This is a genomic window from Crocosphaera sp. UHCC 0190 (assembly GCF_034932065.1).
Lineage (GTDB): Bacteria > Cyanobacteriota > Cyanobacteriia > Cyanobacteriales > Microcystaceae > UHCC-0190.
Window position 1 is genome coordinate 110298 of sequence record NZ_JAYGHP010000006.1, and the last position, 26201, is coordinate 136498.

General features: G+C 37.0%; 24 protein-coding genes. 7 read left to right on the plus strand and 17 right to left on the minus strand.

What is annotated here, in order from left to right:
• Nucleotides 1–95: 95 nt before the first annotated feature.
• The 3 genes from VB715_RS10990 to VB715_RS11000 all read right to left on the minus strand — a co-directional run bounded on the left by VB715_RS10990 (nucleotide 96) and on the right by VB715_RS11000 (nucleotide 2615).
• The gene (locus VB715_RS10990; protein WP_323301249.1) at nucleotides 96–1802 is read right to left on the minus strand and encodes a hypothetical protein; all 1707 of its coding nucleotides are present in this window, start codon (nucleotides 1800–1802) and stop codon (nucleotides 96–98) included.
• 95 nt (nucleotides 1803–1897) lie between these two features.
• Nucleotides 1898–2407, minus strand: coding sequence for a biopolymer transporter (locus VB715_RS10995; protein WP_323301250.1), 510 nt, complete (start codon nucleotides 2405–2407; stop codon nucleotides 1898–1900).
• A 70-nt stretch (nucleotides 2408–2477) separates the two neighbouring features.
• Nucleotides 2478–2615 carry a photosystem II reaction center protein K gene (locus VB715_RS11000; RefSeq protein WP_323291255.1) on the minus strand — a complete coding sequence of 46 codons (138 nt, stop codon included), beginning with the start codon at nucleotides 2613–2615 and terminating at the stop codon, nucleotides 2478–2480.
• A 157-nt stretch (nucleotides 2616–2772) separates the two neighbouring features.
• On the opposite strand from VB715_RS11000, the gene lgt reads away from it, so the two are divergent.
• Nucleotides 2773–3609 (plus strand): prolipoprotein diacylglyceryl transferase, encoded by an 837-nt coding sequence (gene lgt, locus VB715_RS11005; protein WP_323301346.1) that lies wholly within the window; start codon nucleotides 2773–2775, stop codon nucleotides 3607–3609.
• Between the two features lie 135 nt (nucleotides 3610–3744).
• A complete protein-coding gene (locus VB715_RS11010; protein WP_323301251.1) occupies nucleotides 3745–5334 on the plus strand; it encodes a glycosyltransferase family 39 protein in 1590 nt (529 codons plus the stop codon).
• Nucleotides 5335–5373: 39 nt separating this feature from the next.
• Here the strand turns inward: VB715_RS11010 and VB715_RS11015 are convergent, their stop codons facing one another.
• Nucleotides 5374–7728, minus strand: coding sequence for a WD40/YVTN/BNR-like repeat-containing protein (locus tag VB715_RS11015; protein WP_323301252.1), 2355 nt, complete (start codon nucleotides 7726–7728; stop codon nucleotides 5374–5376).
• A gap of 50 nt (nucleotides 7729–7778) precedes the next feature.
• Complete coding sequence (locus tag VB715_RS11020; protein WP_323301253.1) at nucleotides 7779–8477, minus strand: hypothetical protein; 699 nt, start codon at nucleotides 8475–8477, stop codon at nucleotides 7779–7781.
• A gap of 135 nt (nucleotides 8478–8612) precedes the next feature.
• Here VB715_RS11020 and VB715_RS11025 point away from each other — a divergent pair, with 135 nt between their 5' ends.
• Nucleotides 8613–11330, plus strand: a complete 2718-nt coding sequence (locus VB715_RS11025; RefSeq protein ID WP_323301254.1) for a CBS domain-containing protein — start codon at nucleotides 8613–8615, stop codon at nucleotides 11328–11330.
• Between the two features lie 66 nt (nucleotides 11331–11396).
• Here VB715_RS11025 and VB715_RS11030 read toward each other — a convergent pair whose 3' ends face one another.
• From VB715_RS11030 to psbH, 5 genes are all read right to left on the minus strand, one after another.
• Entirely contained in the window at nucleotides 11397–13334 is a 1938-nt protein-coding gene (locus tag VB715_RS11030; protein ID WP_323301255.1) for a serine/threonine phosphatase, read from the minus strand.
• 93 nt (nucleotides 13335–13427) lie between these two features.
• Nucleotides 13428–14840, minus strand: coding sequence for an alanine/glycine:cation symporter family protein (locus tag VB715_RS11035; RefSeq protein WP_323301256.1), 1413 nt, complete (start codon nucleotides 14838–14840; stop codon nucleotides 13428–13430).
• A 4-nt stretch (nucleotides 14841–14844) separates the two neighbouring features.
• Complete coding sequence (locus VB715_RS11040) at nucleotides 14845–15465, minus strand: CPP1-like family protein (protein WP_323301257.1); 621 nt, start codon at nucleotides 15463–15465, stop codon at nucleotides 14845–14847.
• Nucleotides 15466–15668: 203 nt separating this feature from the next.
• Nucleotides 15669–15950: a TatA/E family twin arginine-targeting protein translocase gene (locus tag VB715_RS11045; RefSeq protein ID WP_323301258.1), complete on the minus strand. Its 282-nt coding sequence runs from the start codon at nucleotides 15948–15950 to the stop codon at nucleotides 15669–15671.
• 194 nt (nucleotides 15951–16144) lie between these two features.
• Nucleotides 16145–16339: a photosystem II reaction center phosphoprotein PsbH gene (gene psbH / locus VB715_RS11050; RefSeq protein WP_323301259.1), complete on the minus strand. Its 195-nt coding sequence runs from the start codon at nucleotides 16337–16339 to the stop codon at nucleotides 16145–16147.
• 84 nt (nucleotides 16340–16423) lie between these two features.
• Here psbH and psbN point away from each other — a divergent pair, with 84 nt between their 5' ends.
• Together psbN and VB715_RS11060 are read left to right on the plus strand one after the other, a co-directional pair.
• Nucleotides 16424–16555 carry a photosystem II reaction center protein PsbN gene (gene psbN / locus VB715_RS11055; RefSeq protein ID WP_323290479.1) on the plus strand — a complete coding sequence of 44 codons (132 nt, stop codon included), beginning with the start codon at nucleotides 16424–16426 and terminating at the stop codon, nucleotides 16553–16555.
• Nucleotides 16556–16644: 89 nt separating this feature from the next.
• The gene (locus VB715_RS11060; protein WP_323301260.1) at nucleotides 16645–17088 is read left to right on the plus strand and encodes a hypothetical protein; all 444 of its coding nucleotides are present in this window, start codon (nucleotides 16645–16647) and stop codon (nucleotides 17086–17088) included.
• An 89-nt stretch (nucleotides 17089–17177) separates the two neighbouring features.
• On the opposite strand, the gene VB715_RS11065 is transcribed toward VB715_RS11060, so the two are convergent.
• Both VB715_RS11065 and VB715_RS11070 read right to left on the minus strand, forming a co-directional pair.
• Nucleotides 17178–17387 (minus strand): type II toxin-antitoxin system HicB family antitoxin, encoded by a 210-nt coding sequence (locus tag VB715_RS11065; protein ID WP_323301261.1) that lies wholly within the window; start codon nucleotides 17385–17387, stop codon nucleotides 17178–17180.
• Nucleotides 17387–17608 (minus strand): type II toxin-antitoxin system HicA family toxin, encoded by a 222-nt coding sequence (locus VB715_RS11070; protein WP_323301262.1) that lies wholly within the window; start codon nucleotides 17606–17608, stop codon nucleotides 17387–17389. Before VB715_RS11070 ends, VB715_RS11065 begins: the two co-directional genes overlap by 1 nt.
• A 98-nt stretch (nucleotides 17609–17706) precedes the next feature.
• Here VB715_RS11070 and VB715_RS11075 point away from each other — a divergent pair, with 98 nt between their 5' ends.
• On the plus strand, nucleotides 17707–19059 hold the full coding sequence (locus VB715_RS11075; RefSeq protein ID WP_323301263.1) for a CmpA/NrtA family ABC transporter substrate-binding protein: 1353 nt from the start codon (nucleotides 17707–17709) through the stop codon (nucleotides 19057–19059).
• Nucleotides 19060–19187: 128 nt separating this feature from the next.
• On the opposite strand, the gene VB715_RS11080 is transcribed toward VB715_RS11075, so the two are convergent.
• The 5 genes from VB715_RS11080 to VB715_RS11100 all read right to left on the minus strand — a co-directional run bounded on the left by VB715_RS11080 (nucleotide 19188) and on the right by VB715_RS11100 (nucleotide 25368).
• A complete protein-coding gene (locus VB715_RS11080) occupies nucleotides 19188–20870 on the minus strand; it encodes an AarF/ABC1/UbiB kinase family protein (RefSeq protein WP_323301264.1) in 1683 nt (560 codons plus the stop codon).
• Nucleotides 20871–20876: 6 nt separating this feature from the next.
• On the minus strand, nucleotides 20877–22280 hold the full coding sequence (locus VB715_RS11085) for a GAF domain-containing sensor histidine kinase (protein ID WP_323301265.1): 1404 nt from the start codon (nucleotides 22278–22280) through the stop codon (nucleotides 20877–20879).
• A 266-nt stretch (nucleotides 22281–22546) separates the two neighbouring features.
• A complete protein-coding gene (gene crtH / locus VB715_RS11090; protein ID WP_323301266.1) occupies nucleotides 22547–24067 on the minus strand; it encodes a carotenoid isomerase in 1521 nt (506 codons plus the stop codon).
• A gap of 25 nt (nucleotides 24068–24092) precedes the next feature.
• Nucleotides 24093–24629 carry a CDP-diacylglycerol--glycerol-3-phosphate 3-phosphatidyltransferase gene (pgsA, locus tag VB715_RS11095; RefSeq protein WP_323301267.1) on the minus strand — a complete coding sequence of 179 codons (537 nt, stop codon included), beginning with the start codon at nucleotides 24627–24629 and terminating at the stop codon, nucleotides 24093–24095.
• A 76-nt stretch (nucleotides 24630–24705) separates the two neighbouring features.
• Nucleotides 24706–25368, minus strand: coding sequence for a sugar transferase (locus VB715_RS11100; RefSeq protein WP_323301347.1), 663 nt, complete (start codon nucleotides 25366–25368; stop codon nucleotides 24706–24708).
• Nucleotides 25369–25574: 206 nt separating this feature from the next.
• On the opposite strand from VB715_RS11100, the gene VB715_RS11105 reads away from it, so the two are divergent.
• Nucleotides 25575–26174: a hypothetical protein gene (locus VB715_RS11105; RefSeq protein ID WP_323301268.1), complete on the plus strand. Its 600-nt coding sequence runs from the start codon at nucleotides 25575–25577 to the stop codon at nucleotides 26172–26174.
• The last annotated feature ends 27 nt before the right edge of the window (nucleotides 26175–26201 follow it).

Genomic DNA, 26201 nt, shown 5'->3' on the forward strand with positions numbered 1-26201 from the left:
ACTTATGAATTTTTCCCTGCGCTGTACATTATAGCCGATAGTGGTCACTCATGTATAGTGCATCACCCTTAAATTTTGTCAGATGGGGTAATTCTCTACTGTTGTCCTTGATACACAGTCATTAAACTGCCATCAGCGTTATAAACTTCCACAGATTTTCCCGTCAGTTTACTTATGTTTTGGAGACGATATTCAAAGGTAGAAAGATGCTTGAGGAGTTCAACTTGAATTTGTAAATTTGCCTCTACTTTTGCTTGTAATGCTAGATTCCAAACTTGTTCTAAATAATGAGAATCTAATTGAATTTTAATTAATTCTTCTGTGATTTTATATTGACAAATTTTTTGGGGTTCTAAACACATTGCCTTTAGTTCTGACTGGATTTTTTGATTTTGTATCGATTTTTTTAATTGATTTTTTGCTCTATTTAAAGACAAAGGATAAGCTGATAATAATGGTTGAGATTGATTCCATTTAAAGGTATTTTGAGGGATTTGTTGAAGATAATTGATTGCTCCTTCCCAAGAATTTACTGCTTTTGTCCATTGATTTTTTGTTTCTGATGTTTCTGCTAATTTTGCTTGATTCACAGCTTTTTCGTAGACTTTAACTGCATTTTCTTCTTGATTTTTGCGTTTTTCTGCCCTAACTAAATAGGATAAATAGGTTTTGAGAAGGGGACGGGAGGAATCATAGACAGTTGTCGATGGGGAAATATTTTGGATTTTTTTAATGGCAGTTTTCCAAGTGGCATAAACTAATTGCAAATCTGTTAAGCTTTGGGCAGAGTCTTGACGTTTATTCGCAATTTCTGCTGCTTCCTTTGCAGCCTTGAGACTGGTTATAGCATTTTTTTCAGAGGTTATTTGCTCAGCGGTTGAGTGAATTTTCTCCTGATATTTTTGGATTAAATTTTCTGTGATATAACCGAGATATTTATCCTGATTTATCATTTTTATTTTATCTAGAGATTCTTGCCAAAGTCTAGCGATTTTTTGTAGCTCAGACATAGGTAAAGGAGATTTCTTATAGAGTAATATAGCTTGCTTTTCAAGGTCTTTTGCTTCTAGAATTAAAGTAATATTACTAATAGTTTGCTGATAGTTTTGTTCTAACTGAGAGGCCTCTGAATAATAACTTGACCACCAAGGGACTGCCCGTAATAGGTTAACAGATTCACTCAAGTTTTGTTTGACCTTTAAAAGAGCCGTATCTGCTGAAGAAGTTATCAATAAATTCAAAGGTTTTTGAGCAATAGTTTCAGCTTGACTAATAATTTGACAGTTATCAAATAAGCAAGGACGGGTCAAAATATAAACCGTACTTAACATCAAGAAACTGCCCATACTTCCCCCAATTAATAACCATAATAACTGATGAGACTTAAAATTAATAATCGTTGTATTTTTAAGTTTTAATAACCAGGATTTTGCTAAAGTTTTAGATTTCTTCCAAAAAATCTGAGTGTCTTTATTGAAAATCTGCCCAGACAACAAGTCAAAAAAGCTCGGAGTAAAAGACTGTTCTAATTGGCAATATTCGCCATTAACTAAATAAAAAATTTCTACAAAATAGGCTTGAGATAGATTTTCTGCGGCTAAAATTTTGTCAATAAAAATTTCTATTTTTTGAATATTAAGATCAGAATTATTAGGATATTCAATGAGAATAATTAATAATTCTCCTAAAAAACACTTAACTTCTAGCGGTTCAGGAGATAAACCAGATCTTTGTAACTGGTTAATTAATAACCCTTCTAAGGCTTCTAATCTGGTTGTATTTGGAACAACAGTCATCATCATCGCTTTTCCCCATCACCCAATTCTCCCATCGTAAGCTAAGGAGACATTTATGTCATTCCTATTACTAATTTTAGGGACTCAAAAATAAAATCTAATTAAGGACTTACCTCGACATTCCGTTCAACGATCGCAATATTCCATTCTCCTAATTGACTGGTTTGGAAAGCAACTTTACTCCCGTCCCCCGTAATGGTTGGTTGTCTGACGGAACCCCGAACATTAGCACTAAGCAATTCTGAACGTTGTTTCAGGCGATCATAAACCATAATATCCGGTTTACCCCGTTCTGTGGAAACGTAAGCGAGATAGCGTCCATCTGCACTTAATGCGGGTTGATCTTGACTAGAGTCTCGACGGTTAAGGTTAGGAAGAGAAACCAAACGACGCTGTTCTAGGTCAAAAAGATAGATGTCTCGATGACCCAAACGCTCTGAAGCAAAGGCCAAATATCGTCCATCACCACTATAAGCAGGATATTCTTCAGGAGACTTGCTATTAAGTCCACCTGTAGGAATTTGTGGGGTAATTAATAAAGGGTGATTACATCCAGTTAAAATAATGCCTAGGAATAGGATCACCGAGAAAGGGACACGAAGTGAGAACATCCGTTAAAAATCAAAGAAAACAAAAGGCATCTGTAGTAGATGCCTCTAGCTTGTCGAAATATTCAAGAATTTACTTGAAACCGACGGCAGCTTGCCAAACGAAGGCCAAGGCCAAGAAGAAAAGGGGAATGGTAGGGAGAACATCTACCAAGGGATCAAAAATTTGATAAGCTTCGGGCAATTTTGCTAATAATAAGGCTGCTTCCATATTTTTATGAACCTTTCCAACGCTTTTTTGTTATGGATCACTGAACATCCTACCATAAGTTGAAGCATCTTCTCACAGATCAAGAAGGTTCATGATACAGTTAAGACAAATTAACTTGTATCCTAATCTGATGTTATTAGCTGAACTGCGATCGCCTATGCTATTAGGGTTTCAGTTTCAATCTCCTGGCCCGATTTTATTTGAAGTAGGGCCCTTTGCTATTCGTTGGTATGGCTTTTTAATTGCTTCTGCGGTATTAATTGGGGTAACGTTATCACAATGGTTGGCAAAACGTCGCCAGGTAAATCCTGATTTGATTGGCGATTTAGCCATTTGGTTAGTCTTAGGGGCGATTCCCTGCGCTAGACTTTATTATGTAATTTTTCAATGGCAAGAATACGCCCAACGTCCAGGGGATATCGTCGCTATTTGGAAGGGAGGAATTGCCATTCATGGGGCGATTATTGGGGGAACTTTAGCGGCGTTAATTTTTGCTCGTTTAAATAAGGTTTCTATCTGGCAATTGACGGATTTAGTGGTTCCCTCTTTGGCCTTAGGTCAAACCATCGGTAGATGGGGAAATTTCTTTAATTCAGAGGCCTTTGGTGCGCCGACTAATTTACCTTGGAAGCTTTATATTCCGGTCAGTAATCGTCCGGTTGAGTATCTTGCTTATGAATATTTTCATCCGACTTTTTTATATGAATCTTTCTGGAATCTCTTAGTCTTTTGCATTTTATTAAGCTTATTTTTTTGGGGTTTAAAGCAGCAAAATTCTTTGAAACTTGGGACATTATCTTTAGTTTATTTAATTGCCTATAGTTGTGGTAGAGTTTGGATAGAAGGATTAAGAACTGATAGTTTAATGTTGGGGCCATTAAGAATTGCCCAAGTGATTAGTTTGGTGATGATTGGGTTAGGCATTTGGGGGTTATTTTGGTTGTATCAGCTTAAAAAACCTTTGCCTGATGTCGTTTCTACAGGTGATAATTAAATGAATTTTACTTTAGATAAGCTTTTACATCTTCAATACTATAGTATTCAAAATCATTGTGTAAACTCTATTGATAGAATTGTGCTTTTTCTTATGTACTAGAAACCTAAGTTATTAAGAGGATACTGATTAATCATGAATACGTTGTCAAAACAACCTTTTAAACTGATTATTATTTTAATAATTGTAGTAGGGGTTGCTATTAGATTAGTTAATCTAGAGCAAAAAGTTTACTGGAAAGATGAGGTTTTCACCTCTTTAAGAGTATCTGGTTATACAGAAGAAGACGTTAACAAAAAACTTTATACTGGTAAAACTTTGAGTTTAGAAGATTTACATAAATATCAACAAACAACGTTATTTAATAATCCAATTGGTACAGTTTATGGTTTAGCAAAGGAAGAAGCACAGTTACCGCCTTTGTATTTTTTAATCGTTAAGTTATGGGTCAGTCTATTTGGTAATTCAGTCACGGTTACTAGATCTATTTCTGCTATATTGAGCATTATTTCTTGCTTGATTATTTATTTATTATGTCGAGAATTATTTGATTTTAAAATGGTGGCATGGGTTGGGATGGCTTTATTTGCTGTCTCTCCTTTTCATATTATTTATTCTCAAGTTGCTAGACCTTATAGTTTATGGTTATTAACCAGCTTACTATCGAGTTGGCTGGTTTTACGAGCATTAAAAATTAATCATAAAACTAATTGGGGTATGTATACTTTTAGCATTATGATGGGACTTTATACTTCTCCTTTTTCTTTATTTTTAAACCTTGGTCAAGGAGTTTATATATTTTCACAAGAAAGGTTTAAATTCAACCAAATTGTTAAAAAATACTTAATATCTTTTGTGATTGGAATATTGGGATTTTCCCCTTGGTTATTAATTATTGTTTTAAGATATCATCAAATTAAGGGAAGAACTAACTGGTCTAGTTATAGTTATTCTAATGGAATCCCTGAATTAGTCTTTAATTGGCTTCGTAATATTACTCGTCTTTTTGTTGATTTTGATCAACTAAATGGAGGTTTTACATATATATATCAACATCCCTTTCTCTATTTAGTTTTTTTTATTCCTATAACCTTTTTAGTTGGGTATTCAATTTATTTTCTGTGTCGTAATACCCCAAAATCAACTTGGCTATTTATTATATTATGGATTGCTAGTACCGCTTTTCCTTTGATGTTAGCTGACATGATTCTTGGGGGAAAACGATCAGGAACAGCGAGATATCTGTTACCTTCTTATTTAGGATTTCAAATAGCTACTGCATATTTTTTGGCCACCCAAACCGTTAATTCTTCCATAGTTTGGAAACAGAAACTATGGCAAAGTATAACCGTTTTTCTCTGTTGTATAGGTTTGTTCTCATCAATCTATATCTCCCCTAAGTCATTTTGGTGGAGTAATGATCCCTCTCGCTATTTACAGAACCCTGAAGTTGTTCAAATAATTAATAAAAATCCTAATTCTTTAGTTATTAGTGATGCAATTTGGGATGAAGTAATGACCTTAAGCTATAGTCTTTCTCCTGAGATTAAATATCAATTAGTAAAGTCATCTAAAACAGCAAAAACTCCTGATAATTTTAGTAATTACTTTCTATATAAACCTTCTCAAAATTTACAAAAGCAATTCCAGGAAAATCCTAACTATAGAATAAAACCTAGTTATCAATCAGATGATCCTTGGCTTTGGGAAATCGAGAAAAAATAGACAGTTAAGAATTAATTCTAGCTGTCTTCTTAAAAACTATCAGTATAGGAGTAAAATGGCAATCAAAAAGATAATAGCCGTACTAACGACTTTAATGGGTAATAGATAGGCTCTCAGTTGTTCAATTAACTTTAGGTATCCTAAAAGTAAGTAGCTAATCCCTGCGATGAAGACAGCAATGATTAACTTAAAGACATTGGTGCGATCGGTATAAATAAGAAACTGTAAATTGTTAATATCATCAAACAGAGTCCTTTTAGCTGGTGGAATTGAAATCGTATTCCAAGTATTACCACCGTCTGTAGATTGATAGATTTCAGCTTCAGCAGATCCAAACCCATAAATTGTCTTATCAACCCCATAAGTCGGAGAAAATTGAATGGGAACAGAGGCCGAAGGAACGGTATCAATTCTTGATAAATAAATTTTATCTTCTCCAACTGGGGTAAAAGTTTTACCATCGTCAACGGTTTTAAAGGTTCCTTTTCCTTGAAGCGTTACTATAAAAGTCTGATCATTTTTGTAATTTGGTGAGATAGCGACAGCAGGAATTAAATCATTTCCTCCATAGGGTAAACTGTTTAATTTATTCCATGTTTTACCCGCATCTTTTGTGATAAAAACCCCTTGATTACTTCCTGCAATTAAGGTTTTATCTTCTTTATAATTAGGGGAAATCCCTAAACCCCACCAAACGAGATCTTTTAACGGGAGATTTTGTGTTTTAGATGTCCAAGTTTTTCCTTGATCAACACTCTGATAAATGCCATTAAAACCAGAGAAGTAAAGGGTTTTATCGGTTGAAAAATCAGGAGAAACCAACAAAGATGTAATCCTGGTGTCTAATTGTTTTAAAATAGAAAAATTATCTCCTCTATCGGTTGATTGATAAAGAGTTCCTGCATTGGTCGCAACATAAACGATTTTATCTGAACTAAGATCAGGAGAAGGAGCAAGAAATGTTCCTCTAACAAAGGTCTTCGGTACCTCTTGAAGATTAATAATTTTCCAATTTTTACCTTGATCAGATGATTTGACAATGTAGTCTCTTAAAAGTCCTAAAAATAGTGTTTTATCTTCTGCATAATTAGGAGAAAATGCGATATCAAAAAAGCGTCTCGGATCATCGACAGGAACCTTTAAACTTTTGGTAAAACGAGGCAACTCTAATCCATTTTTCATGGCAACCCATGTCTTGCCCGCATCATAGCTAATGTGGGCTGTTCCCACATAGTCAATAATTGCAAGGGTTGAATCTTTATTATAGTTAGGTGAGACGGCAATTCCAATCACAATGTGAGGGGATAAACTATTACTTTCTTGCCACGTTTCACCTCCATTAGTTGATTTGAATAAGCCATTAAATCCCGCTAAAAACAAGGTTTTATCTTGTGCAAAATTGCTAGAAATTCTAATTTCATTAAAATGGGGTGCGCTAAATTGTTTCTCATCAGCTTGATAAGATTTTGTCAATCCTTCGCTATGTTTTTTCCAAGTTTTTCCCCCATCCTGTGACCGAAATATTCCTTGATTCCAAGTGGAAATGAATAGGGTTGAATCTGTTTTATAATTGGGAGAAAAGGCAATGTCTCGAATGAGTTTATCTGATAGGTTTTGAGCTTGATCTACAAGGGAAAGTTGACCGTCAATTACTTTAAATAATCCTTGGTTTTCTGTGCCGATGAACATTGTTTTATCTGTCGTAAATTGGGGAGAAACGAAAACAGACGTTATCGGGACATTATTTTCAAATGTTAGGAATCTTTCCCAAGTTTTGCCTCCATCTTTAGATGTTTTTAAGTTACCAGAGTTATCTCCAATAAAAATCGTATTTTCTTGATCGTTAACAAAAGATATGGTGGTTATTTTAGTTTGATTTTTATTATCTAAAATTGGTATCCAAGTTTTTCCGCCGTCATCAGTTTTATAAACAGCTTGGTTACTATCCGCCGCTAAAACAACCTGATCTGAATAGGGAGAAATTGCTAGTAAATCAATTTTCGTTTTGGCTAAATCAAATCCATTATTGACCTTTTCCCAAGATTGACCCCCATCTTGAGATTTATAGATACCACCATATAAAGAAGAAGTAAATAGAACATTGTCATTTTGAGAAGATATACTAAGGGCGACTAAATTATCAAAATTATCTAACCCTTTCCATAATCTTTCCCAACTGTTTCCCCCATCTTGGGACTTAAATAAATTACCTCTAACAATGATAAATAAGGTTTGATTTTTGTCATAATTAGGAGATAATTCTAATTGATCAACCACATCATGAGGACGATGGGCAAAAACAGAAGGAATGTGAATTAAGGAACCATATATACTGAAGCTGACAACGATAAAAAACAGGAAAAAACGCCGAAGGAAACGATTAAAATGAAGCATAATATTAAACTTACATAAAATAGGGCAATTGACCTATTAAGCTGCCAATTTCATGGTTTCATCTTTTTTAATATTTGGCAAATGTCCAAGATAGCCTGACGAACCATTAATTCTGATTCTTTGCTTAACATCAAGGAAAAATATTCCCATAATTGTCTAATTTGCGTAGAATTTAATTGCTGTTTTTCTAAGAGATTAGAGAGATTTCGCACAGCAATTAATCGTTTTAAGGCATCGGCATCAGTTAAGGCTGATATCCATTGATGATATTGATTTTCTTGGTTTTTTATTTGAACATAAAAAATTTGCCAGCCTAATAATCCTAGGGTTAATAGGGTTCCTAAACCTTGTAAAATTAACCCGGTGGCTAACCAGCGATTTTGCGCCTCAGACCAAAGAGAAATGGCTATATAGCTACCCATAACCGCTAAACTACCACTTCCCACAGCGATAGCTAACTTACCCTGAGAACTTTTGACAAACTCCCGCCAATGATACCAACGACGTTGCCAGTTCCACTCTTGGAGTTGATACATAAATACCATTAAACCAATGCCAGTGGTGGTGGCTAAAACCAGTTTCCAGTTCCACGCCAACATTAAAGTTGCACCTGTTGACCCCAATAACCAGCGACCAATTTTATACAGTTTTTTTTGGGTAAGAAGATTGATGACTCCAGATTTGAAGCGAGTCAGAGAGGAGTCTGAAAGGAAGTGAGGGACTTGTTTAGACCGGAATGAAACTTGCATTACCGAGGGTGCCTAATAAACGTATGCTGATTTTTACTATATCGCTATTCTGTAGAATTACGGATAAGATATTACGAAGGTTTGACATAGGGCTTTATATAATTAAAGCAGCGATCGCATAGCATAGACTTCAAAATGGACTTAATTTTATGCCATCAAACGGCTGATTTCGACGCATTAGGGGCCGCTGTAGGACTATCCTGCCTAAAAGTTGGTAGTCGCATTGTTTTGACCGGTGGGGCCCATCCTGCGGTGAGGGATTTTTTAGCTTTACATCGAGATGAAATTGCCTTACTTGAATTAAGAAGTGTCAATGAGAAGAAAATTCGCAGTTTAATTGTGGTTGATAATCAGCAAATTGATCGCTTAGGAAAGGCGGCTGAATGGTTTAAGTTACCTCAGATTAATACTATCGAATTATACGATCATCATCTCAATACTGTTTCTGATATTCCGACCACTTTTAAACAACTGGAACCTGTTGGGGCTACCACCACTTTAATTGTGGAAAAGATGCAGCAAGAAAACATCTATCCTAACCCCATTGAGGCGACTATCATGGCTTTAGGAATTCATGTGGATACGGGGTCTTTAACCTTTCCTCAATCAACTTCACGGGATGCAAAAGCGTTGGCCTGGTTGATGGAAATGGGAGCAAATCTTAAGACTATTGCGGAATATTGTGATCCTGGTTTTTCCTTACAATTGCAACAGTTATTTACAGAATCTTTAGAAAAATTACAAACTAAAACTGTTAGAGGTTATCAGGTTGCTTGGGTTTTACTTTCTACTGAGAATTTTGTATCTGGATTATCGAATTTAGCAGAAAGATTAATCGAATTAACAGAAAGTGATGCTTTATTATTTGCCCATTCTTATCATAAACGACACAATGATAAACCCTATCCTGACGGGCGTTTAACTGTAATTGGACGGACAAAAATTGAAGGAACAAACCTCAGTCAATTATTTACTGTTTATGGAGGAGGGGGTCATAGTCAAGCGGCATCTTTAATGTTACGAGATGTGGAACCAGAAGAGATGTTAAATCAATTAGTCACAGAATTTATTGCCCAAATTCCTCAGCCCTTAACTGCTAGAGATTTAATGTCTTCTCCTGTGAGAACAATTCGTCCTGAAACAACTATAGAACAGGCCCAAAGAGTGTTATTTCGCTATGGTCATTCTGGGTTGTCTGTGGTGGATGAAAATGATTGTTTAGTGGGCATTATTTCCCGTCGAGATTTAGATTTAGCTCTACATCATGGGTTTAGTCATGCTCCCGTAAAGGGATATATGAGCAGACAGTTAAAAACCATAAATCCTGAGACTTTATTACCTGATATAGAGTCAATCATGGTAACTTATGATGTGGGAAGATTGCCTGTTATTGACGATAATAAATTAGTAGGAATTGTCACCAGAACAGATTTGTTAAGACAGATTCATCAAGAGAGAAAAGACGTTAAAGATGAAAATGGTCATCGAGTTCCCACGGTTTCTTGTTTATTACCTTCAATCCGCGATCGCTTAGCTCCTCCTATTTGGAAATTGTTGCAAAAAACAGCAAAATTAGCCCAAGAAAAAGGTTGGCATTTATATATTGTAGGTGGGGCAGTTCGAGACTTATTACTGACAGAAAAAGATGATAAAATTATGTTACAGGATATTGATTTAGTGGTAGATGGGTTTCATCGTTCTGCTGATGTAGGGGCCGGTGTAGAACTAGCTTCAACACTGCAAAAAATGTTTTCAAATGCCCGTTTATCAGTGCATGGAGAGTTTCAGACTGCAGCTTTATTATGGCATAAAGATCCGGAATTTGGGTCACTATGGATAGACATTGCAACATCGAGAACAGAATTTTATCCTTACCCTGCTGCTAACCCAGAAGTTGAAGCAAGTTCTATCCGTCAAGACTTATATAGACGCGACTTTACTATTAATGCTTTAGCGGTAAGATTAACGCCCCCAAGGGAAGGAGAATTATTAGATTTCTTTGGGGGAATTTTAGACTTGCGATCCCGTCAAATTCGGGTACTTCATGCTAATAGTTTTATTGAAGATCCTACCAGAATTTATCGTGCAGTGCGCTTTGCTGTGCGTTTAAAATTTGAGATTGACCCCCAAACAGAAGCCTATATTCGTTATGCTATAGAAAGCGGTGTTTATGAACGATTACGCCTTGAAAATCAGGTTGCTCCTGCTTTAACTACTCGCTTAAAAGCAGAACTAAAATATATTTTAGAAGCAAATTATTGGCAATCTGCCTTAAGATTATTGGCTGATTTAGATGCTTTACGCTGTTTACATTCTCAAATTACTTTAAATGAGGAAATATGGTGGCAAATTCGTTATGCTTCCCGTTGGTTAAAATATCTTGATCCTGATAATAATTTAGGACATTGGTTAATCCGTTTAGAAGTGTTGATTTCTCAAATAACCTCTAGAGAAAGAAGTAAAATAGCTGCTAATCTTCAATTGCCAAAAGATAGTATTGAAAGACTAAAACATCTATCACAAAATGAAATAGAAATCAAGACAAAGTTGCAAAAATGTCAGAAATCAAGTGAAAAAGTTAGGCTATTAAATACTTATAAATTACCCGATTTAATCCTTATAGCTGTTCAGTCTAATAAAAATATTCGCCATATTATTTGGCAATATTTAACGAAATGGTCAGATATTCATGCACCCTTAAATGGGAATGATTTGAAAACAATGGGATATCAACCAGGGCCAAAGTATAAAGCGGTTTTAAGTGAATTACTCAATAAAACCTTAGATGGAGAGATTTATAGCAAAGAAGAAGCAGAATTATTGGTTAAGGAAATGATGAATAATGAAACATGATTAACTCATTTATCCTTGTCAAATACAATTAACAACAAACCCTAAAATCACTTTCTAAACAGCAAATTACCAATTATTAAAGCTGATTTTAGGACGAACTTTGAGCCTCAGTAAAACCGCCGTAATATTATCATGACCATTATAACTATTGGCAAAATCAATTAACTTATTGAGTCCTTTTTCTAAGGATTGAGTCGAGTTCAATAAAGGTAATAGATAGGTTTCCCAGTGATCGTCTATTAAATCATTATCACATAAACCATCAGAACATAACAGAAATAAACTATCTTCATTGACCTCTAAAAATTGAATATCTGGCAAGACATAATTATTATCATGAGGCCCTAAAGCTTGAGTTAATTGATAAGCATCCGGTCGAGCATAAGCAAGTTTCGGATCAATGCCATTTTGAATCGCTCTTTGTCCCACTTCATGATCGATCGTCAGTTGTTCAATTCCCCCTTTGCGAGTCAAACAATAAACCCGACTATCTCCCACATGAGCCACCGCTACTTTAGTATTTTCAACTAACATTAAAACTAGGGTTGTCCCCATGCGTCCACTACCAGAACTCGAATTAGTTTGATTGACATCATAAAGTTTTTTATTCGCTAATAAAATTCCCTGCAAAATTGTTTCATAGTCCGGAAATTGCTCTTGCCAATGTTCTGCAAAAAAGTCTTGTAACGTCTCCACAGCCATTTTACTGGCAACTTCACCCGCCGCATGACCCCCCATACCATCGCAAACAATATATAAACCACGGCCTTTAAGAGTTGTCTCTTGATTACTTTGTTGACGATGAATCTCTGTATTCATGCCAAAATAATCTTCATTATGATGTCGTTGTCGTCCCCGATCAGTACATCCTAATTGACTAAAACCCACCAACTCCATGGGTAAAACTGCTGTGGCTAAGTCATTGCCTGTATCAGTAGCGGTTGGGGTTTCTTCTAGGCTACCACTTAGTAATTCATCGGAAAATTCTGGATGATTTTCTGATGAGAATGATGGTATTGTGGGGGATGAATCAGTGATTTTTGGAGGATCATTTTCAGGAATCATCTGTTGCTCACTGGCTAAATCTTGAAGATCTAATCTTAATTCAGTCACATTTTCAATCTCTCCACTAGCCACCCCTTGAATTAAGATCGCTAATTTTGTTGCAGAAGGATAACCTCCTTTTTCAAACCATTTTTGCCACAATTGTCCTAGGGCTTGCAATGAGGGGGGATTTTCCGAAGAATCGGGATATAATTGTCCTAACCCAAAACTTTGATCTTCATCAATTCGCAGGTTTTCTTCAATCAACAGACTTTGACAACAGTTAACAGTTGACAGTCTGCTCCAAAGGATGACAATTTGATTGAGCCAGTAAATAATTTGTAAGGTCAACAGAGATTCATTGATCAGTAAGTCTGAGATGGGTTGCCAAGGACGGCGATCAGGTAATAAAATCACCTCGATGTCATTTTCGAGCCAACCGTCATGAACTTCAGGCAAAATCGGCGCAAGGTCTTTGAGGGTAAAGTAAGGAAAGGCTAGAGCGGGAATTCCCATCTGTTCCCATAGGGGAGTAGGATCATGGGATTCAGCGTCACTCAAAAGGTCTGACGCTTGACTAAATAAGACTTGTAGGACAGGTTTTTGTAAGGGTTGACAATCAATGACTTCAGCTTGATAAAGGATATGGGTAGCTGTTGTGGCGATCGCCTTGAAGGGGGTTTCCCCTTCTCCATACCAAAGTTGATAGCGTTGTCCGAGATCCAAATATTTGCCTGAAGGGGTAAAGGGGGTTTGTTCCTCGTTGTTTGCCAAAGGTTGGGCTAAAATAGCTTGCCAAACTGTCCCAATAAAAGCCCCACATTCATTACAAGTCGCCTCATTTAAGGGAACCTTGTTTTGACACTGAGGACAAGATTTCTGAGTTAATGAGGTGCCACATTGCTGGCAAACTTGATGATTATTGGGGTTTTCTGACTGACATTGGGGACAAACAAGCATAGTTGATCAAATAGGGGTTAGGTGATAGGGGTTAAGTAATAGGCAATAAAGGCACACTCTCTATTTTTTATGATGCCCTTTTTTAAGACACAATTAAAAAATCGCTAATTTTTGCCAATAATCTCGTAATGCTTCGGCTACTTTTCCTGATAACAGCATACACCCCAAAAGATTAGGAATGGCTAGGGTTAGTAACATCATGTCACTAAAATTAACCACTGAGCCTAAATTAACCACTGAGCCAATAAAAATACAACCTAAAAAGAGAATTTTAAAGACAATTGAGCTAGGTTTCCCAAACACATAAGCCCAACATTGCTCCCCATAATAGCACCAGGTAATCATGGTAGAAAATCCAAATAAGCAGATAATTCCCACTAAAATGAAGGGAAACCAATCAATCACCTGAGAAAAGGCCATCGTGGCCAAAGTGGAACCACTGATATTTTCTCCTACTCTATCCCCATATATTCCCGTCGTCAAAATTACTAAAGCGGTCAAATTACAAATCAGAATGGTGTCAATAAATGGCTCTAAAATCGCCACAATTCCCTCTCGGATTGGTTCTTTAGTTTTAGCGACGGCATGGGCGATCGCCGCTGAACCCAACCCGGCCCCATTAGAAAAGGCACTACGTCGAATCCCCTGAACGAAAATCCCAATCATGCCCCCTTCTACTCCCGAAGGGGAAAAGGCTCCCTGAAATACTAACCCAAAGGCCGCCGGAATTGCTGTTAGATTGACCCCTAAGACCCACAAACAAGCCAAAAGATAAATTCCTACCATCAAGGGAACTAACTTGCTTGTCACCACCCCAATGCGGCTAATGCCCCCAATAATTACCAAGCCAACCAACAGAGCAACGAGCAAACCAAAGGCCCAATCATAATCTTTCATCCCAGGCACTACCGCCGCTAAAGCAGCAAAAGATTGATTGGCCTGAAACATATTGCCTCCCCCTACGGCTGAGCCTAAACCAGCGAGACTGTAAAAAATGGCCAGGCCTTGACCAAGTTTGGCCTGGCCCAATTCTTGCAACCCTTGGGAGAGGTAATACATCGGGCCGCCAATGATTGTGCCATCGGGGTAAACGATGCGATATTTGACCCCTAGGGTACATTCCACAAATTTACTGGACATTCCCAAAAATCCTGCCACCGTCATCCAAAAGACCGCTCCTGGCCCCCCTAATTGAATGGCAATGGCAACTCCGGCAATATTTCCCAATCCAACACTGGCCGATAGGGCCGTGGCCAAAGCCTGAAAGGAAGACACTTCCCCCAGCCCTTCCTCTTGAGTTAGTTCGTACTTACCCAAGGCAATCTCTAGGGCGTGTTTAAACCCTCGAATATTAATTAACCCCATGCGTAGGGTAAAAAAAATTCCCCCAGCCAGCAACCACAGGATAATCAGAGGAAAGCCACCTATATCGAAAAAAAGCACCTGTTCAATCAGGGTAACAAGACTGGAAAACAGGCGATCAATATTATCAAGGAATTGATTCACAGGGTTAACGAAGGAAGCTACTGCTCAACCAAAAGACAAAAAACACAACAATACTAATCAAGGATTGATGGGTTCCACCGATTAGATTAGACCCCTGTAATAATTGGGCGATTCCCATACCTAATCCTACTCCCAACAGTAACCCCACCAGGGTGATTAGGAGAGCGCGGCCAAATTTATTTTCTTTGCGGTTTAGAAAGTAAAGATTTGTAAAGACTCCCAAGGCAAGCAGTAGGGGTAACAAAGAGGACTGATCTGAGGAAAACCCTGCTAAGAGAGCTAACCCTAGAAAGATCCCTGTGGGCCAAACAAGTTCCTTAGAGGAAGGGGTATCAATAAACCTTTGTAACCAAGGAGGGGAATTATTAAGAGATAGGGAGGGGAGACTAGGGGGAACTTCCACTTTGCGGTCTGGAAAACGAATGCGATCGGGGACTTTGATTCTACCTTCTTGGCGCATTCTGAGGCGTTCCATAATAATCGCATCATAAGCGGCTTCGATACTTTCCACCACCTTAACGTCGTCCCGATACTCTTGACTTAAACGATTTTTGGCTTCCTGGATCTCCTCAAAGGAAGCTGCCTCAGTAATGCCCAGTTTTTCGTAGGGAGTTTGCTCGCTCATCTAAAACCTCCTGCCATAATTTCCCTCGTTAAATCACTGGATAATGAATCGGTTAATGAATTTTAAGGGGATTTACCAAAATTCTTAATTCTTGGCTTATCTTTATGCTTGAGTTCGTCAACCGAAATAGTGATTTTGACCTCGATTATAGCCTTACTCCAGTTAGTTTAGCTTGAGAACTGCAAAAGATTTCAGAATGATTCTTATCCTTGTTGAGAACTGTTACTTTTTGTCTTATCTACGTTTTGAGAGGAAGTCTCAGTCCCTTGATTTTCTTCTAGTTCTGCTTTCATTGTCACAGATTCTTCGATTTGTTGGGCTTCCCGTTTAAATTCATTCTCGAACTCTTTAGACGCATCTTGAAAACCGCGAATGGCCTTACCAAGACTGCGACCAATTTCGGGCAGTTTTTTGGGGCCAAACACTAAGAGCGCAATCACCAAGATTAACGCCATTTCAGGCAATCCAATGCCAAAAACATTCATAATTGCTCCTGATATTGATCTAATAATCCTATTTATCGGATTTTTGTGTAGATGAGAGGCAAAAAAACCCGGATAAACCGGGGTCAATGTAATTGTTTGTCTGTTTTAGGGAAGGTCATCAATTATCATCATCATGGTATTCCTGACAGAAGCAGATAAGACCAAAACCTGATAACTGATGACAGACAAGGGTATTAACCACCCCAATTTACACTAAACCCATCGAGTAATAGGGACGAGTTGTAAATTTGCAGAATGATTAACAAAAAGACCAAGAATAATCCCATGAAAACTCCCATCAGAGGGGTGGTTCCCCATCCAGGTACGACCTTTCCGTACTCAGAGTTCAGAGGTCTGAGTACATCTCCTAACCAAGTGCGTTGTGCCATAAGTTTGTAATCGTTGTCTCTAAATTTAGATGCTTTGACATTTGTCATATTATAAGAGAATCGGTATCATCTTCAAAAAATCCTATGGAACCTGCAACTGTTTTAAGTATCGCTATTGGCTCAATCCTTCTTTTAATCACGGGTTTCGCCGTTTATACCGCTTTTGGCCCTCCTTCTGCTCAATTGAGTGATCCCTTTGAAGATCACGAAGATTAAGCTGACGGTGTGTGATCGTTAGGTTTGTCAATGTTGGGTTGTCTTGATTGATTAACCCAACCACGAATAAAAGTAAAAAGTAATTAAAAATGTTTAAAGTGATTTGTTATGGGAAAAAGGCAACAATTTTCATGGGATTAATCATGACTTTGGCCAGTCTAACGCCCCTGAAAGCAATGGCACAATCGTCAATCAATCCCCTCGAAGGAGAATGGATTAAGTTAAGTTGTGATGGGGAACCTGGTATGAGTTTAACCCCTGATAAACAGGAAAAAATTAGGGCAGCTTTAGCTGAGAATGAACAACTGCAAAGTTTATTTGGAGAATTCGCCACACAAAGGTTAACGGGTAGTTTGTTGGATGGTTTTCTGGCAATGGCGCAGTATAGTTTAGGACAGTTTCGCCGTGAGTCTGAAGGAAAATCTATGGCCTTATTAACCTTGTTTTTTGATGACAAAACCTTAGACATGGTGTCTAAAGAAGTTAAGGCACAATGGCAACAGGAAATGCAACAAGCTTGTTCAAATCAGTAGGTTTTTTACTTGATCTTCACGAATCTTTTGGCACCCATTTGGGAACTTTGTTTCTGTTTTTTGTTTACAGTTCAATTTTTATCAAGAATTTATAATTGACTTACTTCAGGAATAGATTCTCCTTCAATTTGCCAAGATTCTAAATACATTTCGATTACTTCTTCACCGTTACGAATTGCTTCTTCACGGGTTTTTCCATGAGTACAAGGCATGAAAACAAGCTCAGCAAACTCTGGAATTGTTACTAGAAAAAGCTGATCTTCATCAGACCACTGAATGATCATACTATATTGACTCATTAATTGTTATCCTTCCTTATTTCTTCTAATTTAGCTAATAATGCTGTTAGCTGTTTTTCCAGATAAGGTGGTACATCGTCTCCATCTTTACCTGAAATGGTTAATGTTTTCCTCAACAGAGGATGTCGCCAACGTTCATGACTCCCTTTCCCACGCTTGGGTAAATAAATAAAGCCGTACCGTGCAATCTGAGTTTTCAACTCTCGAATTTTCCTGGGCATGGATATTCTATGATACTCTATTCTATTGTCTGACTCAACAACCATAAATAGATAATAACTGCTACCTTTAATAAAAAACTTATAATTACATCCCCAATATGATGAAACGCCGTAACTTTATCAAATACACTAGCCTAGGCATCGCGGGTTTAGGATTCACCGCTTGCAGCAATTTCGATATATTTTCCCCCAACAAGGCACAAAAAAATCTCGATCTCGGTTCTCTCGAAAAGTCTAACCTAACTCTCGGATTTGTTGCTACTCAAGATGCTGCCCCCCTAATTATTGCCCAGGAAAAGGGGCTTTTTGAGCGTTATGGCTTAACTGTCACCCTGAAGCGTTACGATACCTGGGAAGCGGTGCAAAAAGACCTCTTAGAATGGCGTTCTGATGCGGCACAACTTCCCTATTCCTTCCCCATGATGGCACAGTTAGGGGAAAAGAAAGCTCCCTTAATCTCTTTGATGAATCTTAACCTGAATGGGAGTGCGATCGCCTTAAACCAAAAAGCTTGGGAAGCGGGAATTCGTCCCTCGGTGGATTATTTTAATTTTGCTGATTTTGAAGGAGGAGTGCGAAACTATCTGAGAAATCGGGGAAAATCTGCTAAGTTTGCTGTAGATTCTAATTTTTCGATGGATGCTTATTTAACTCGTTATTGGTTGTCTGCGTTGGGAATAATGCCGGATGCTGAAGTGGAATTAGTGGAATTTCCGGCTTCTCAGATGGTTTATAAACTACAAGCAGGTATGATTGAAGGTGATAGTGTTTCTGCTCCCTGGAATCAACAAACGGTCTTAAATAAGTCAGGATTTATTACTCATATTAGTCGGGATATTTGGCAAGGACATCCTAACAAAATCTTAGCCACTATGGATGGTTGGACAAGAAAAAATCCCACAACAACAAGGGCATTAATGGCGGCATTAATTGAGGCTTGTCAATATTGCGATCGCCCTAATAATTATACAGAAGTTGCCGAAATTTTAGCCCAGCCTAACTATTTAAACTTAGATGCTAGTCTTATTCAACCAACTTTAGAAGGGAAATATTCTTACAGCAGTCAAGTTTCGGAAAAATATCAACAAAGTATTCCTGATTTTACGATTTTTCATCATCGGGAAGCTGCCTATTTAAAGAATAATGATCATGCCAATTATCCTTGGCGTTCCCATGCAGTTTGGATGTTAACTCAAATGGTTCGTTGGCATCAATTAGATAGTTCTGATTATCCTAAAGATGCGGATAAACTGTTAGATAAAATTTATCCAGTTACTTTCTATGAAGAGGTGGCCAAAGGGTTAAAAATTCCCCTGCCAAGTGATAACATGAAACAGGAACCAGTCACAGCTTTTATTGATGGCAGAGCATTTGATCCGAGTCAACCTGTCGCTTATTTGAATCAGTTTCCTATTCGTGCGAGTCGTCCTCAATTTTTCGGCTTCGCTTAACTCCCTAGGAGCAAGCAGCCATCATCGGTATAAACTTAATAATATAGCCTCTCAAATTTGTCAATGTAGAGAGGCTTTTTCTCTATGCTGCTTTTCCTATAATACCGATATTAACCGTAATTGGTAAATTATTTTTCAATTAACTTATCTATTTTTTCTTGAATCATTAATGTAAATAATGATTTGAATAACAACAAACAAAATAATCCTGCAAACCCGAAACAAACTAGGGATAATTTAAGATAAATAGTTGTCATTAAGATGGAAGCAGACAGTAATAAAAACCCGGTTAAACAAGTATAAATTAAACTCTTAATTCCTAAATTAATACGCTTTAATATTCTCTCACTTTCCAATGATCGAATGCGAAATTGTAATTCTCCTCTGTCTATTCTTTCCTCTAAACGCTTCAAAAACTTTTCCGATGTATTCGGTTTAATTAAGGTACTTTTGATCAGATCTTTTGCTTGCCTTGCTAAAGCAGTCACCAAACTTCCCCGACTACCACTTAAGGCTAAACTTTTGACAAAAGGTTGACTCGCTTCTAATAAATTATATTGGGGATCTAAGGCCCGTGCAATACCATCCAAAGTTGTCAAAGATTTGAGGATAAATGTCATTTGTGGAGGTAAACGAAAAGGTTGACTTTTGAACATTAAATATACTTCATCACTAATTTGTTCAAAGGCCCGAACATCTACAGGTTTATCTCGAAAATTATCTAAGAGAAACGCCACAATTCGCTTCACTGGGGTCATATCATTTAAAGGTTCAATTAACTCCATATAAACCAAGGTTTCAATCACTTTGTCTGTATCTTTTTTTAAGACAGCAAAAAAGGTTTGTATCATCTGATCTTTAGCAAAGGTTTTGACTTCGGCCATGGTGCCAAAATCATAAAATATCAAGTCTCCCCTTTGACTCACTGCCATATTACCAGGATGGGGATCGGATTGAAAAAATCCATCTAATAAGAGTTGTTTTAAATAAGAACAAATTCCTAATTGAATAATCCGGTCTAAGTTAATGTTATTCGCTTCTAAAGCAGCACGATCATCAATTTTAATCCCTGGTAAATATTCTAAGGTTAACACTTTCTTTGTGCTATACTTCCAGTAAACTTTAGGGACGATAATTTGAGAATAACCTCTAAAATTATTGCGAAATCTTTCGGCATTTTTCCCTTCATGAATATAATCTATTTCTTGGAATAAAAGCCCAAAAAACTCCTCATAAATTGCCTCTAAATCATACTTTTTAAAATCAGAAAAGTAACGAGTCAGAAAACGAATTAAACGATGAACTACTTCAAAATCTAAATTAAAAATTCTTTCTAACCCAGGTCGCTGTACTTTGACAACCACTTCCTCCCCTGTATATAATATAGCTCGGTGAACTTGTCCCAAACTAGCTGAGGCTAAAGGGTCGCTTTCAAAGGATTCAAATAAATCATAAACAGGTTTACCTAATTCTGCTTCAATAACTGCGATCGCTTCTTCAGAACTAAAGGGAGGCACTCGATCTTGAAGTTGACTTAATTCTTGGATATATTCTAAGGGAATTAAATCAGCACGAGTTGACAAAGACTGCCCAATTTTAATAAATGTTGGCCCTAATTGTAGCAAATTTTTAACTAGCCATTTTGCCCGTTTATGTCTTTGTCGAGATGAATTATTTCTTAGCAGTTTATCCCAAAAGAAGCCTAACAGAAATTGTAGCGTAATGGTAGAAATTTCCCATTGTCTTGTTAGGGGAGAATTATTGGAACGTTGCCAGCGCAGCGACTGAGACGATGCACTTTTCGTAAGCATAAAACCTTAGGATTGCTGTGAGGATAAAGACTGAGGGAGAATCAGTCTAAAGATAATTTTACAATGTTCAGGGGTATCTGTGGGGACACAATCAACTTTAATGGTTCCCTTGAGAAGTTTAACCCGATCTTTAATAATGCTTAAACCGAGTCCAATACCAGGAATAGCGGTATCAATAACAATTTGTTCACGATAAAAAGGATCAAAAAGATAAGTCAAATTTTTCTGAGAAATACAGTGACTAATATTAGCAATACTTATAATGATTTTAGGATCATGAATAGAATTTTCTTGATTAATGATGAGAGATACAGTAGAATCAGATAGAGAAAATTTACCGGCATTGATTAACAATTCCTGTAATACGATTCTTAAATGTTCCTCATCTGTATAAATTTCTCTCAAAGTTGTCTGGGAATTTTCTGGCTGTAACTTTTTTTCAAACTCAACCAGTAAATTAAGAGATATTCGCTTATCTTCTTGCCATTTACTACGATAAGGGGTGACAATTTCATTAATAAGAGTCTCTAGGTTAAGTAATCTTGGAGTCAGGGTAAATGTCTGAGATTTGAGATTTTTAAGTTGCAGAATTTTTTCATTGATTTCATTCAGTTTTTCCCATTGTTCTTCTAAAATATCTAATCGTTTTTGTAAGTCATCTGGTGATAATTCTCGCTTGCGTAACATGGTAATTCCCATCTTGAGTATCGCCAATGGATTACGAGTTTGATCGCTCATACTCGTAATCATATTATAAATGAGTTGTTTGTTCCATTCTAACTGTCTTTCTAATTGTTTCCTGGTTGTTTCCCACCAAAGTCTAAGGATAGGGTTTTCTTCTAATAATTGAGGAATATTACTCAAAGAAAAATTAGAATCTCGGACTGATAAATTATCATTAGATAAGTTTAATTGAATTAAATGACAGGCGATCGCTACAATATCTGCAACTTCTTTAAAAAGTTTTTTATCTGTTTGAGTCCAGGTATAATCTTGGGTTTTTCCTAGTAAAATGATGCCATTATGATTCCCTTGAAAATTCGTTGCTATTCCCAGTAAAGATTGTACATTTATTTCCTCAAACAAGCTACAGTTTAGTCTTGAATTATGATTTTGAGGACTATTAATTGATTGAATTTTTGAATCATTTAGTATTTTAGTAATTGCAGGTTGAGACATTAATTCTAAAATAATTTGAGAGGAAATTGTTAGTTGAGTTTCTTTTAAAAATGCCTTATAATTGAGAGGGTTTAACTCATCAATACCAATAATAATAAGACAAAAATCTACAGAAAAATTCTTGACAATAACCTTGGTAATTTCTTCTAAGATGATCGAGGAATCTGATGAATTTGAAATTGTTTGGATCAGGATTTTTCCTAGTTGCTTAGATTTTAAAGAATTGGGCATTTTACTGGCACTACTTTTTGAAAAGTTAGGGATAAATCAAATAATTTCTAAGACAATTATTTTGCTAATTTAATCAAAATAAAAACTATCTAAACTTAGACATTTTTATCTAAATTTTAGCTGCAAGGGATTCTTTCAGGATGATAGCATGAGCATTTACCAATATATAACCATCATCAATAATAACTGCTCAATATTCAACGGTAAATTCACGCAAGAAAACGCAAAGAAATGTAACAAAAATTAGGCTTACTTAGGAGGTATTTTTATAATCCTAAATCAACGGCAATGCGATGACTACAAGCAAAACCAGAAAAAGCGACAGCATTTAACCCCTGACCAGGAAAGGTACTATCCCCAACACAGTATAAGCCAGGAATCGCAGTACGATTGAAAGGCATTCCTAGCAACCCTAGCAACTTGTGGCGAGGAATGGGCCCATAAGTCCCCTGATCTCGTCCCAAAAAGCGTCGGTGGGTGCGAGGGGTTCCTACTTCTTGATAGTCTAACCCCTCGATTAATCCAGGAAAAATCTTCTCTAACCGTTCAATTAAATGACTCGCAGCGACTTCTTTTTTCTGGTTATAAGCTTGGGGTGAAAGACCTTGCCATTCTGTCAGCCAACTGGGGGTAAATGTATGAATAATATGATGATTTGGTGGGGCTAAACTAGGATCGAGTAGGGTAGGAATTGAGACAAAAATAGTTCCTTGTTCCTCTTCCATGGTTTCCCAATTTTCTAATAAAATGTGATGACATTCCGTTCCTGGAGGTAAAACATCATCTTTGACTCCTAAATGTAAACTCAAAAAACTAGGAGATTGTTGATAGCGTTGCTGCCATTTTTGCTCAGTTTTTGGCATCGCTTCTTTGGGTAATAATTTTTCAAAGGTATCCCAACGAGTCGCATTAGAAACAATGCGTTTTGCTCGATATTCTTGACCATTGGCTAATTTAACTCCAACGGCTTTACCTTGTTCTATTAAAATATTAGTAACACGGGCTTTATATTGAATTTCTCCCCCTGCTTTTTCCAACCCTTCTACTAACTTTTGGGCAATGTTTCCTACCCCGCCTTTTGGATAATTAATACCCCCATAATGGCGATCTGAAAAGACCATTCCAGCATTGATCATGGGAGTTTTGTCAGCAGGAACCACTGACCAACAATAACATTCCATATCAATGAATTTTAAAAGTTGAGGATCGCTGATATAACGACGGGCAATATCTCCGGCATTTTGTGGTAAATATTTCACTAATCCTAAACAAGCCAAAGGATGTTGAAAAAATACTCTCATCAAGTATCCCAACTCTTCTAAGGATAGTAATTCCATCACATTGAGACAGTTAAAGACTTGCCAACATTCATCATAAAAGCGACGAATTCCAACTTTTTCCTGGGGAAATTTATCCGTTAATTCTTGGATAAATTTTTCATAATCTTTATGAACTTTGAGATCTAAACCGTCAGGTAAATGATAATGAATTTGGACAGGATCGGCAATGGTTTCTAAACCGACATTAACCGCCTCTAAAGCGCGAGTTAAAAGGTTGGTAGTGCCTTGAGTTCCAAAGCCAAAAATCATTGATGCCCCCACATCAAACCGATATCCTTCTCGTTCAAAATATCCGGCACTTCCCCCAGGAATTAAATACCGTTCCAAGACTAACACCTTGGCCCCCTTGGCAGCGAGTTGGGTGGCAGTGACTAACCCTCCCATTCCTGAACCAATAATGATGACATCGTAGTTTTTCCTTGCGATCGCAGTTGCTGTCTCAGTCATATTTGATCATGATTTCTTAACATTTCTAGTTTATCTTTTCTGGGGGAGTTACAGGAAGAAGATAGATAACGCCAGAAACTAAAGTTAAGATCACAGACAGCCAAAAGACTATCAGAGAAAGGGTTTCCCAGGTTGAGGGCAGAGGGGCGATCAATAACGCAATGGCGGTTATCTGACTGACTGTTTTTAGTTTACCCCAGAGATTCGCCCCTTGAATGGTGTTATTTCCCGTCAGTTTGGGGTTGACACGCCATCCGGCGATCGCAATTTCTCGGCTTAAAATTAAAAAGACACCCCAGGCCGGAACTTGTTGCCAAGGGATTAAACTTAATAAGGGGCCGAGTACCAATAATTTATCCACTAAAGGGTCAAGAAATTTGCCCAATTCCGTAACTTGGTTCAATTTTCGGGCTAAATATCCATCTACCCAGTCAGTGGAAGCAGCGACGAGAAAAATAGTTAAACTAATCCAACGATGGGAAACAGTTGGGTTTTCTAAGAAGTAGAAAAGAAAAGGCAGTCCCAATAAGCGAGAGATAGTGATTATGTTAGGAAGATTCATACTTAAACCTAGAACAAAAATTAACTTTTTACCTAGAATTGATATTCTCCCATAAACTTAAGATAATATTTAATTATTAACAAGCACCCCGACAACTTAAAACCACAATAATTGTTTGAACAATTAATTTAAGATCGTAAACAACTGACCATTTCTCTTGATAATCTAAATCTAGCTTAACCACATTTTCAAAATTTATCACTGTAGATCGCCCATTCACCTGCCATTCTCCCGTTAACCCTGGCTTAACCTGTAGTCGTTGCCAATGATGAGGTTGATATTTTTCAACTTCATCAGGCGTTGGGGGACGAGTTCCCACTAAACTCATTTCTCCCGTTAAAACATTCCAAAATTGAGGAAATTCATCTAAACTGCTACGACGGAGAAATTTACCAATTTTAGTAATACGCGGATCTTTACTATTTTTAAAAATATGGCCCTTAGCTTCATTTTTAATTAAATGTTTTTGCTGATCAGCATTAATAATCATTGAACGAAATTTCCAAATTTGAAATGGTTTACCTCGTAAACCGCAACGAGTTTGACGATATAAAATAGGGCCAGGATCATCAAATTGAATAACAATAAAGATGGGAATTGCTAAAATAGCTGTTAAGATCAGTCCGATAATTGCCCCCATAATGTCAATCAGGCGTTTTGTCTTATTGTAAACAGAATGATGAACCTTGTTATCGATGAGTTGGCGATCGCCTAACCAGGGAAAGGGTAAGCCTTTCAGTAAAGATAGTTTAAATGTTTTACTCACAATGATTCAAAACCTAGTCAATCTTACCCTTAATGTTCCTCAGAATCTGGAAAAAGTAACAATCTATGGCAGAATTTCTTAAGAAAGGCTATACAATAAAAAAACGTAACAAATTTCCGTAAATTCTCTCAAAAATTGCTTAGTTTCTGATCTATCCTGTGAGTGTAAAGAATTAAACCATGAAACACCTTTTAGCCAGTTTAATCCTGTTAGAAATTATCAGTCTTCCTAGGGTTAATTTAGCCCATCAGATCGAATCAAATTCAGTAATTAATCAGAAACAAACCCATAAAAATGTTAAGGAATCCATTCAGATTGCCTTACCAGATTTCACCTTAGTTTCTCTCAATTCAGGAGGAATGACATCAGGAGATTTTATTAATTTGAATGAAAAAAGTTTGATTATTGCCTTTGGGGGTTTTACGAAAGGAATTCCTCTCTCAGAGATTAAAAGCATTAAATTTGAATCAGGGGTTTTAATCCCCCTGAATAATACGGTGATTTGTCAACCACGGGAGCCAAATTGTCGAAAATTTCCCGCAAAAGCTCGCCCCAGAGAAGGGCAACAAACTTGGTCAGATATCCCTGTAACCGCTTTGAGTTTAGTTCCTGGAGCCAAAACAGCCTTATTAAACCTACAAGATATTGTAAGCGATGAAGCCTGGCAAAATTTAATCAATCAATCTCAAGACATGGTATATATTATCGATCAAATTGACATCGCAGAATCAGGCAGTCAACTAACCATTAAAGCCACCCCTATTGCTCGAAAAAAGTAATTCGGATATAGTCATAGAAACAGACTC

What these genes read in the sequence shown, in the direction of transcription:
- VB715_RS11065 (WP_323301261.1), bottom strand. Translation starts at nt 17,387, where the DNA reads ATGAGTCAATATAGTATGATCATTCAGTGGTCTGATGAAGATCAGCTT.
- VB715_RS11015 (WP_323301252.1), bottom strand. Translation starts at nt 7,728, where the DNA reads ATGCTTCATTTTAATCGTTTCCTTCGGCGTTTTTTCCTGTTTTTTATC.
- VB715_RS11085 (WP_323301265.1), bottom strand. Translation starts at nt 22,280, where the DNA reads ATGCCCAATTCTTTAAAATCTAAGCAACTAGGAAAAATCCTGATCCAA.
- VB715_RS11070 (WP_323301262.1), bottom strand. Translation starts at nt 17,608, where the DNA reads ATGCCCAGGAAAATTCGAGAGTTGAAAACTCAGATTGCACGGTACGGC.
- VB715_RS11075 (WP_323301263.1), top strand. Translation starts at nt 17,707, where the DNA reads ATGATGAAACGCCGTAACTTTATCAAATACACTAGCCTAGGCATCGCG.
- VB715_RS11020 (WP_323301253.1), bottom strand. Translation starts at nt 8,477, where the DNA reads ATGCAAGTTTCATTCCGGTCTAAACAAGTCCCTCACTTCCTTTCAGAC.
- VB715_RS11040 (WP_323301257.1), bottom strand. Translation starts at nt 15,465, where the DNA reads ATGAGCGAGCAAACTCCCTACGAAAAACTGGGCATTACTGAGGCAGCT.
- VB715_RS11080 (WP_323301264.1), bottom strand. Translation starts at nt 20,870, where the DNA reads ATGCTTACGAAAAGTGCATCGTCTCAGTCGCTGCGCTGGCAACGTTCC.
- VB715_RS11045 (WP_323301258.1), bottom strand. Translation starts at nt 15,950, where the DNA reads ATGAATGTTTTTGGCATTGGATTGCCTGAAATGGCGTTAATCTTGGTG.
- pgsA (WP_323301267.1), bottom strand. Translation starts at nt 24,629, where the DNA reads ATGAATCTTCCTAACATAATCACTATCTCTCGCTTATTGGGACTGCCT.
- VB715_RS11030 (WP_323301255.1), bottom strand. Translation starts at nt 13,334, where the DNA reads ATGCTTGTTTGTCCCCAATGTCAGTCAGAAAACCCCAATAATCATCAA.
- psbN (WP_323290479.1), top strand. Translation starts at nt 16,424, where the DNA reads ATGGAACCTGCAACTGTTTTAAGTATCGCTATTGGCTCAATCCTTCTT.
- VB715_RS10990 (WP_323301249.1), bottom strand. Translation starts at nt 1,802, where the DNA reads ATGATGATGACTGTTGTTCCAAATACAACCAGATTAGAAGCCTTAGAA.
- VB715_RS11000 (WP_323291255.1), bottom strand. Translation starts at nt 2,615, where the DNA reads ATGGAAGCAGCCTTATTATTAGCAAAATTGCCCGAAGCTTATCAAATT.
- psbH (WP_323301259.1), bottom strand. Translation starts at nt 16,339, where the DNA reads ATGGCACAACGCACTTGGTTAGGAGATGTACTCAGACCTCTGAACTCT.
- VB715_RS11010 (WP_323301251.1), top strand. Translation starts at nt 3,745, where the DNA reads ATGAATACGTTGTCAAAACAACCTTTTAAACTGATTATTATTTTAATA.
- lgt (WP_323301346.1), top strand. Translation starts at nt 2,773, where the DNA reads ATGCTATTAGGGTTTCAGTTTCAATCTCCTGGCCCGATTTTATTTGAA.
- crtH (WP_323301266.1), bottom strand. Translation starts at nt 24,067, where the DNA reads ATGACTGAGACAGCAACTGCGATCGCAAGGAAAAACTACGATGTCATC.
- VB715_RS11025 (WP_323301254.1), top strand. Translation starts at nt 8,613, where the DNA reads ATGGACTTAATTTTATGCCATCAAACGGCTGATTTCGACGCATTAGGG.
- VB715_RS11060 (WP_323301260.1), top strand. Translation starts at nt 16,645, where the DNA reads ATGTTTAAAGTGATTTGTTATGGGAAAAAGGCAACAATTTTCATGGGA.
- VB715_RS10995 (WP_323301250.1), bottom strand. Translation starts at nt 2,407, where the DNA reads ATGTTCTCACTTCGTGTCCCTTTCTCGGTGATCCTATTCCTAGGCATT.
- VB715_RS11105 (WP_323301268.1), top strand. Translation starts at nt 25,575, where the DNA reads ATGAAACACCTTTTAGCCAGTTTAATCCTGTTAGAAATTATCAGTCTT.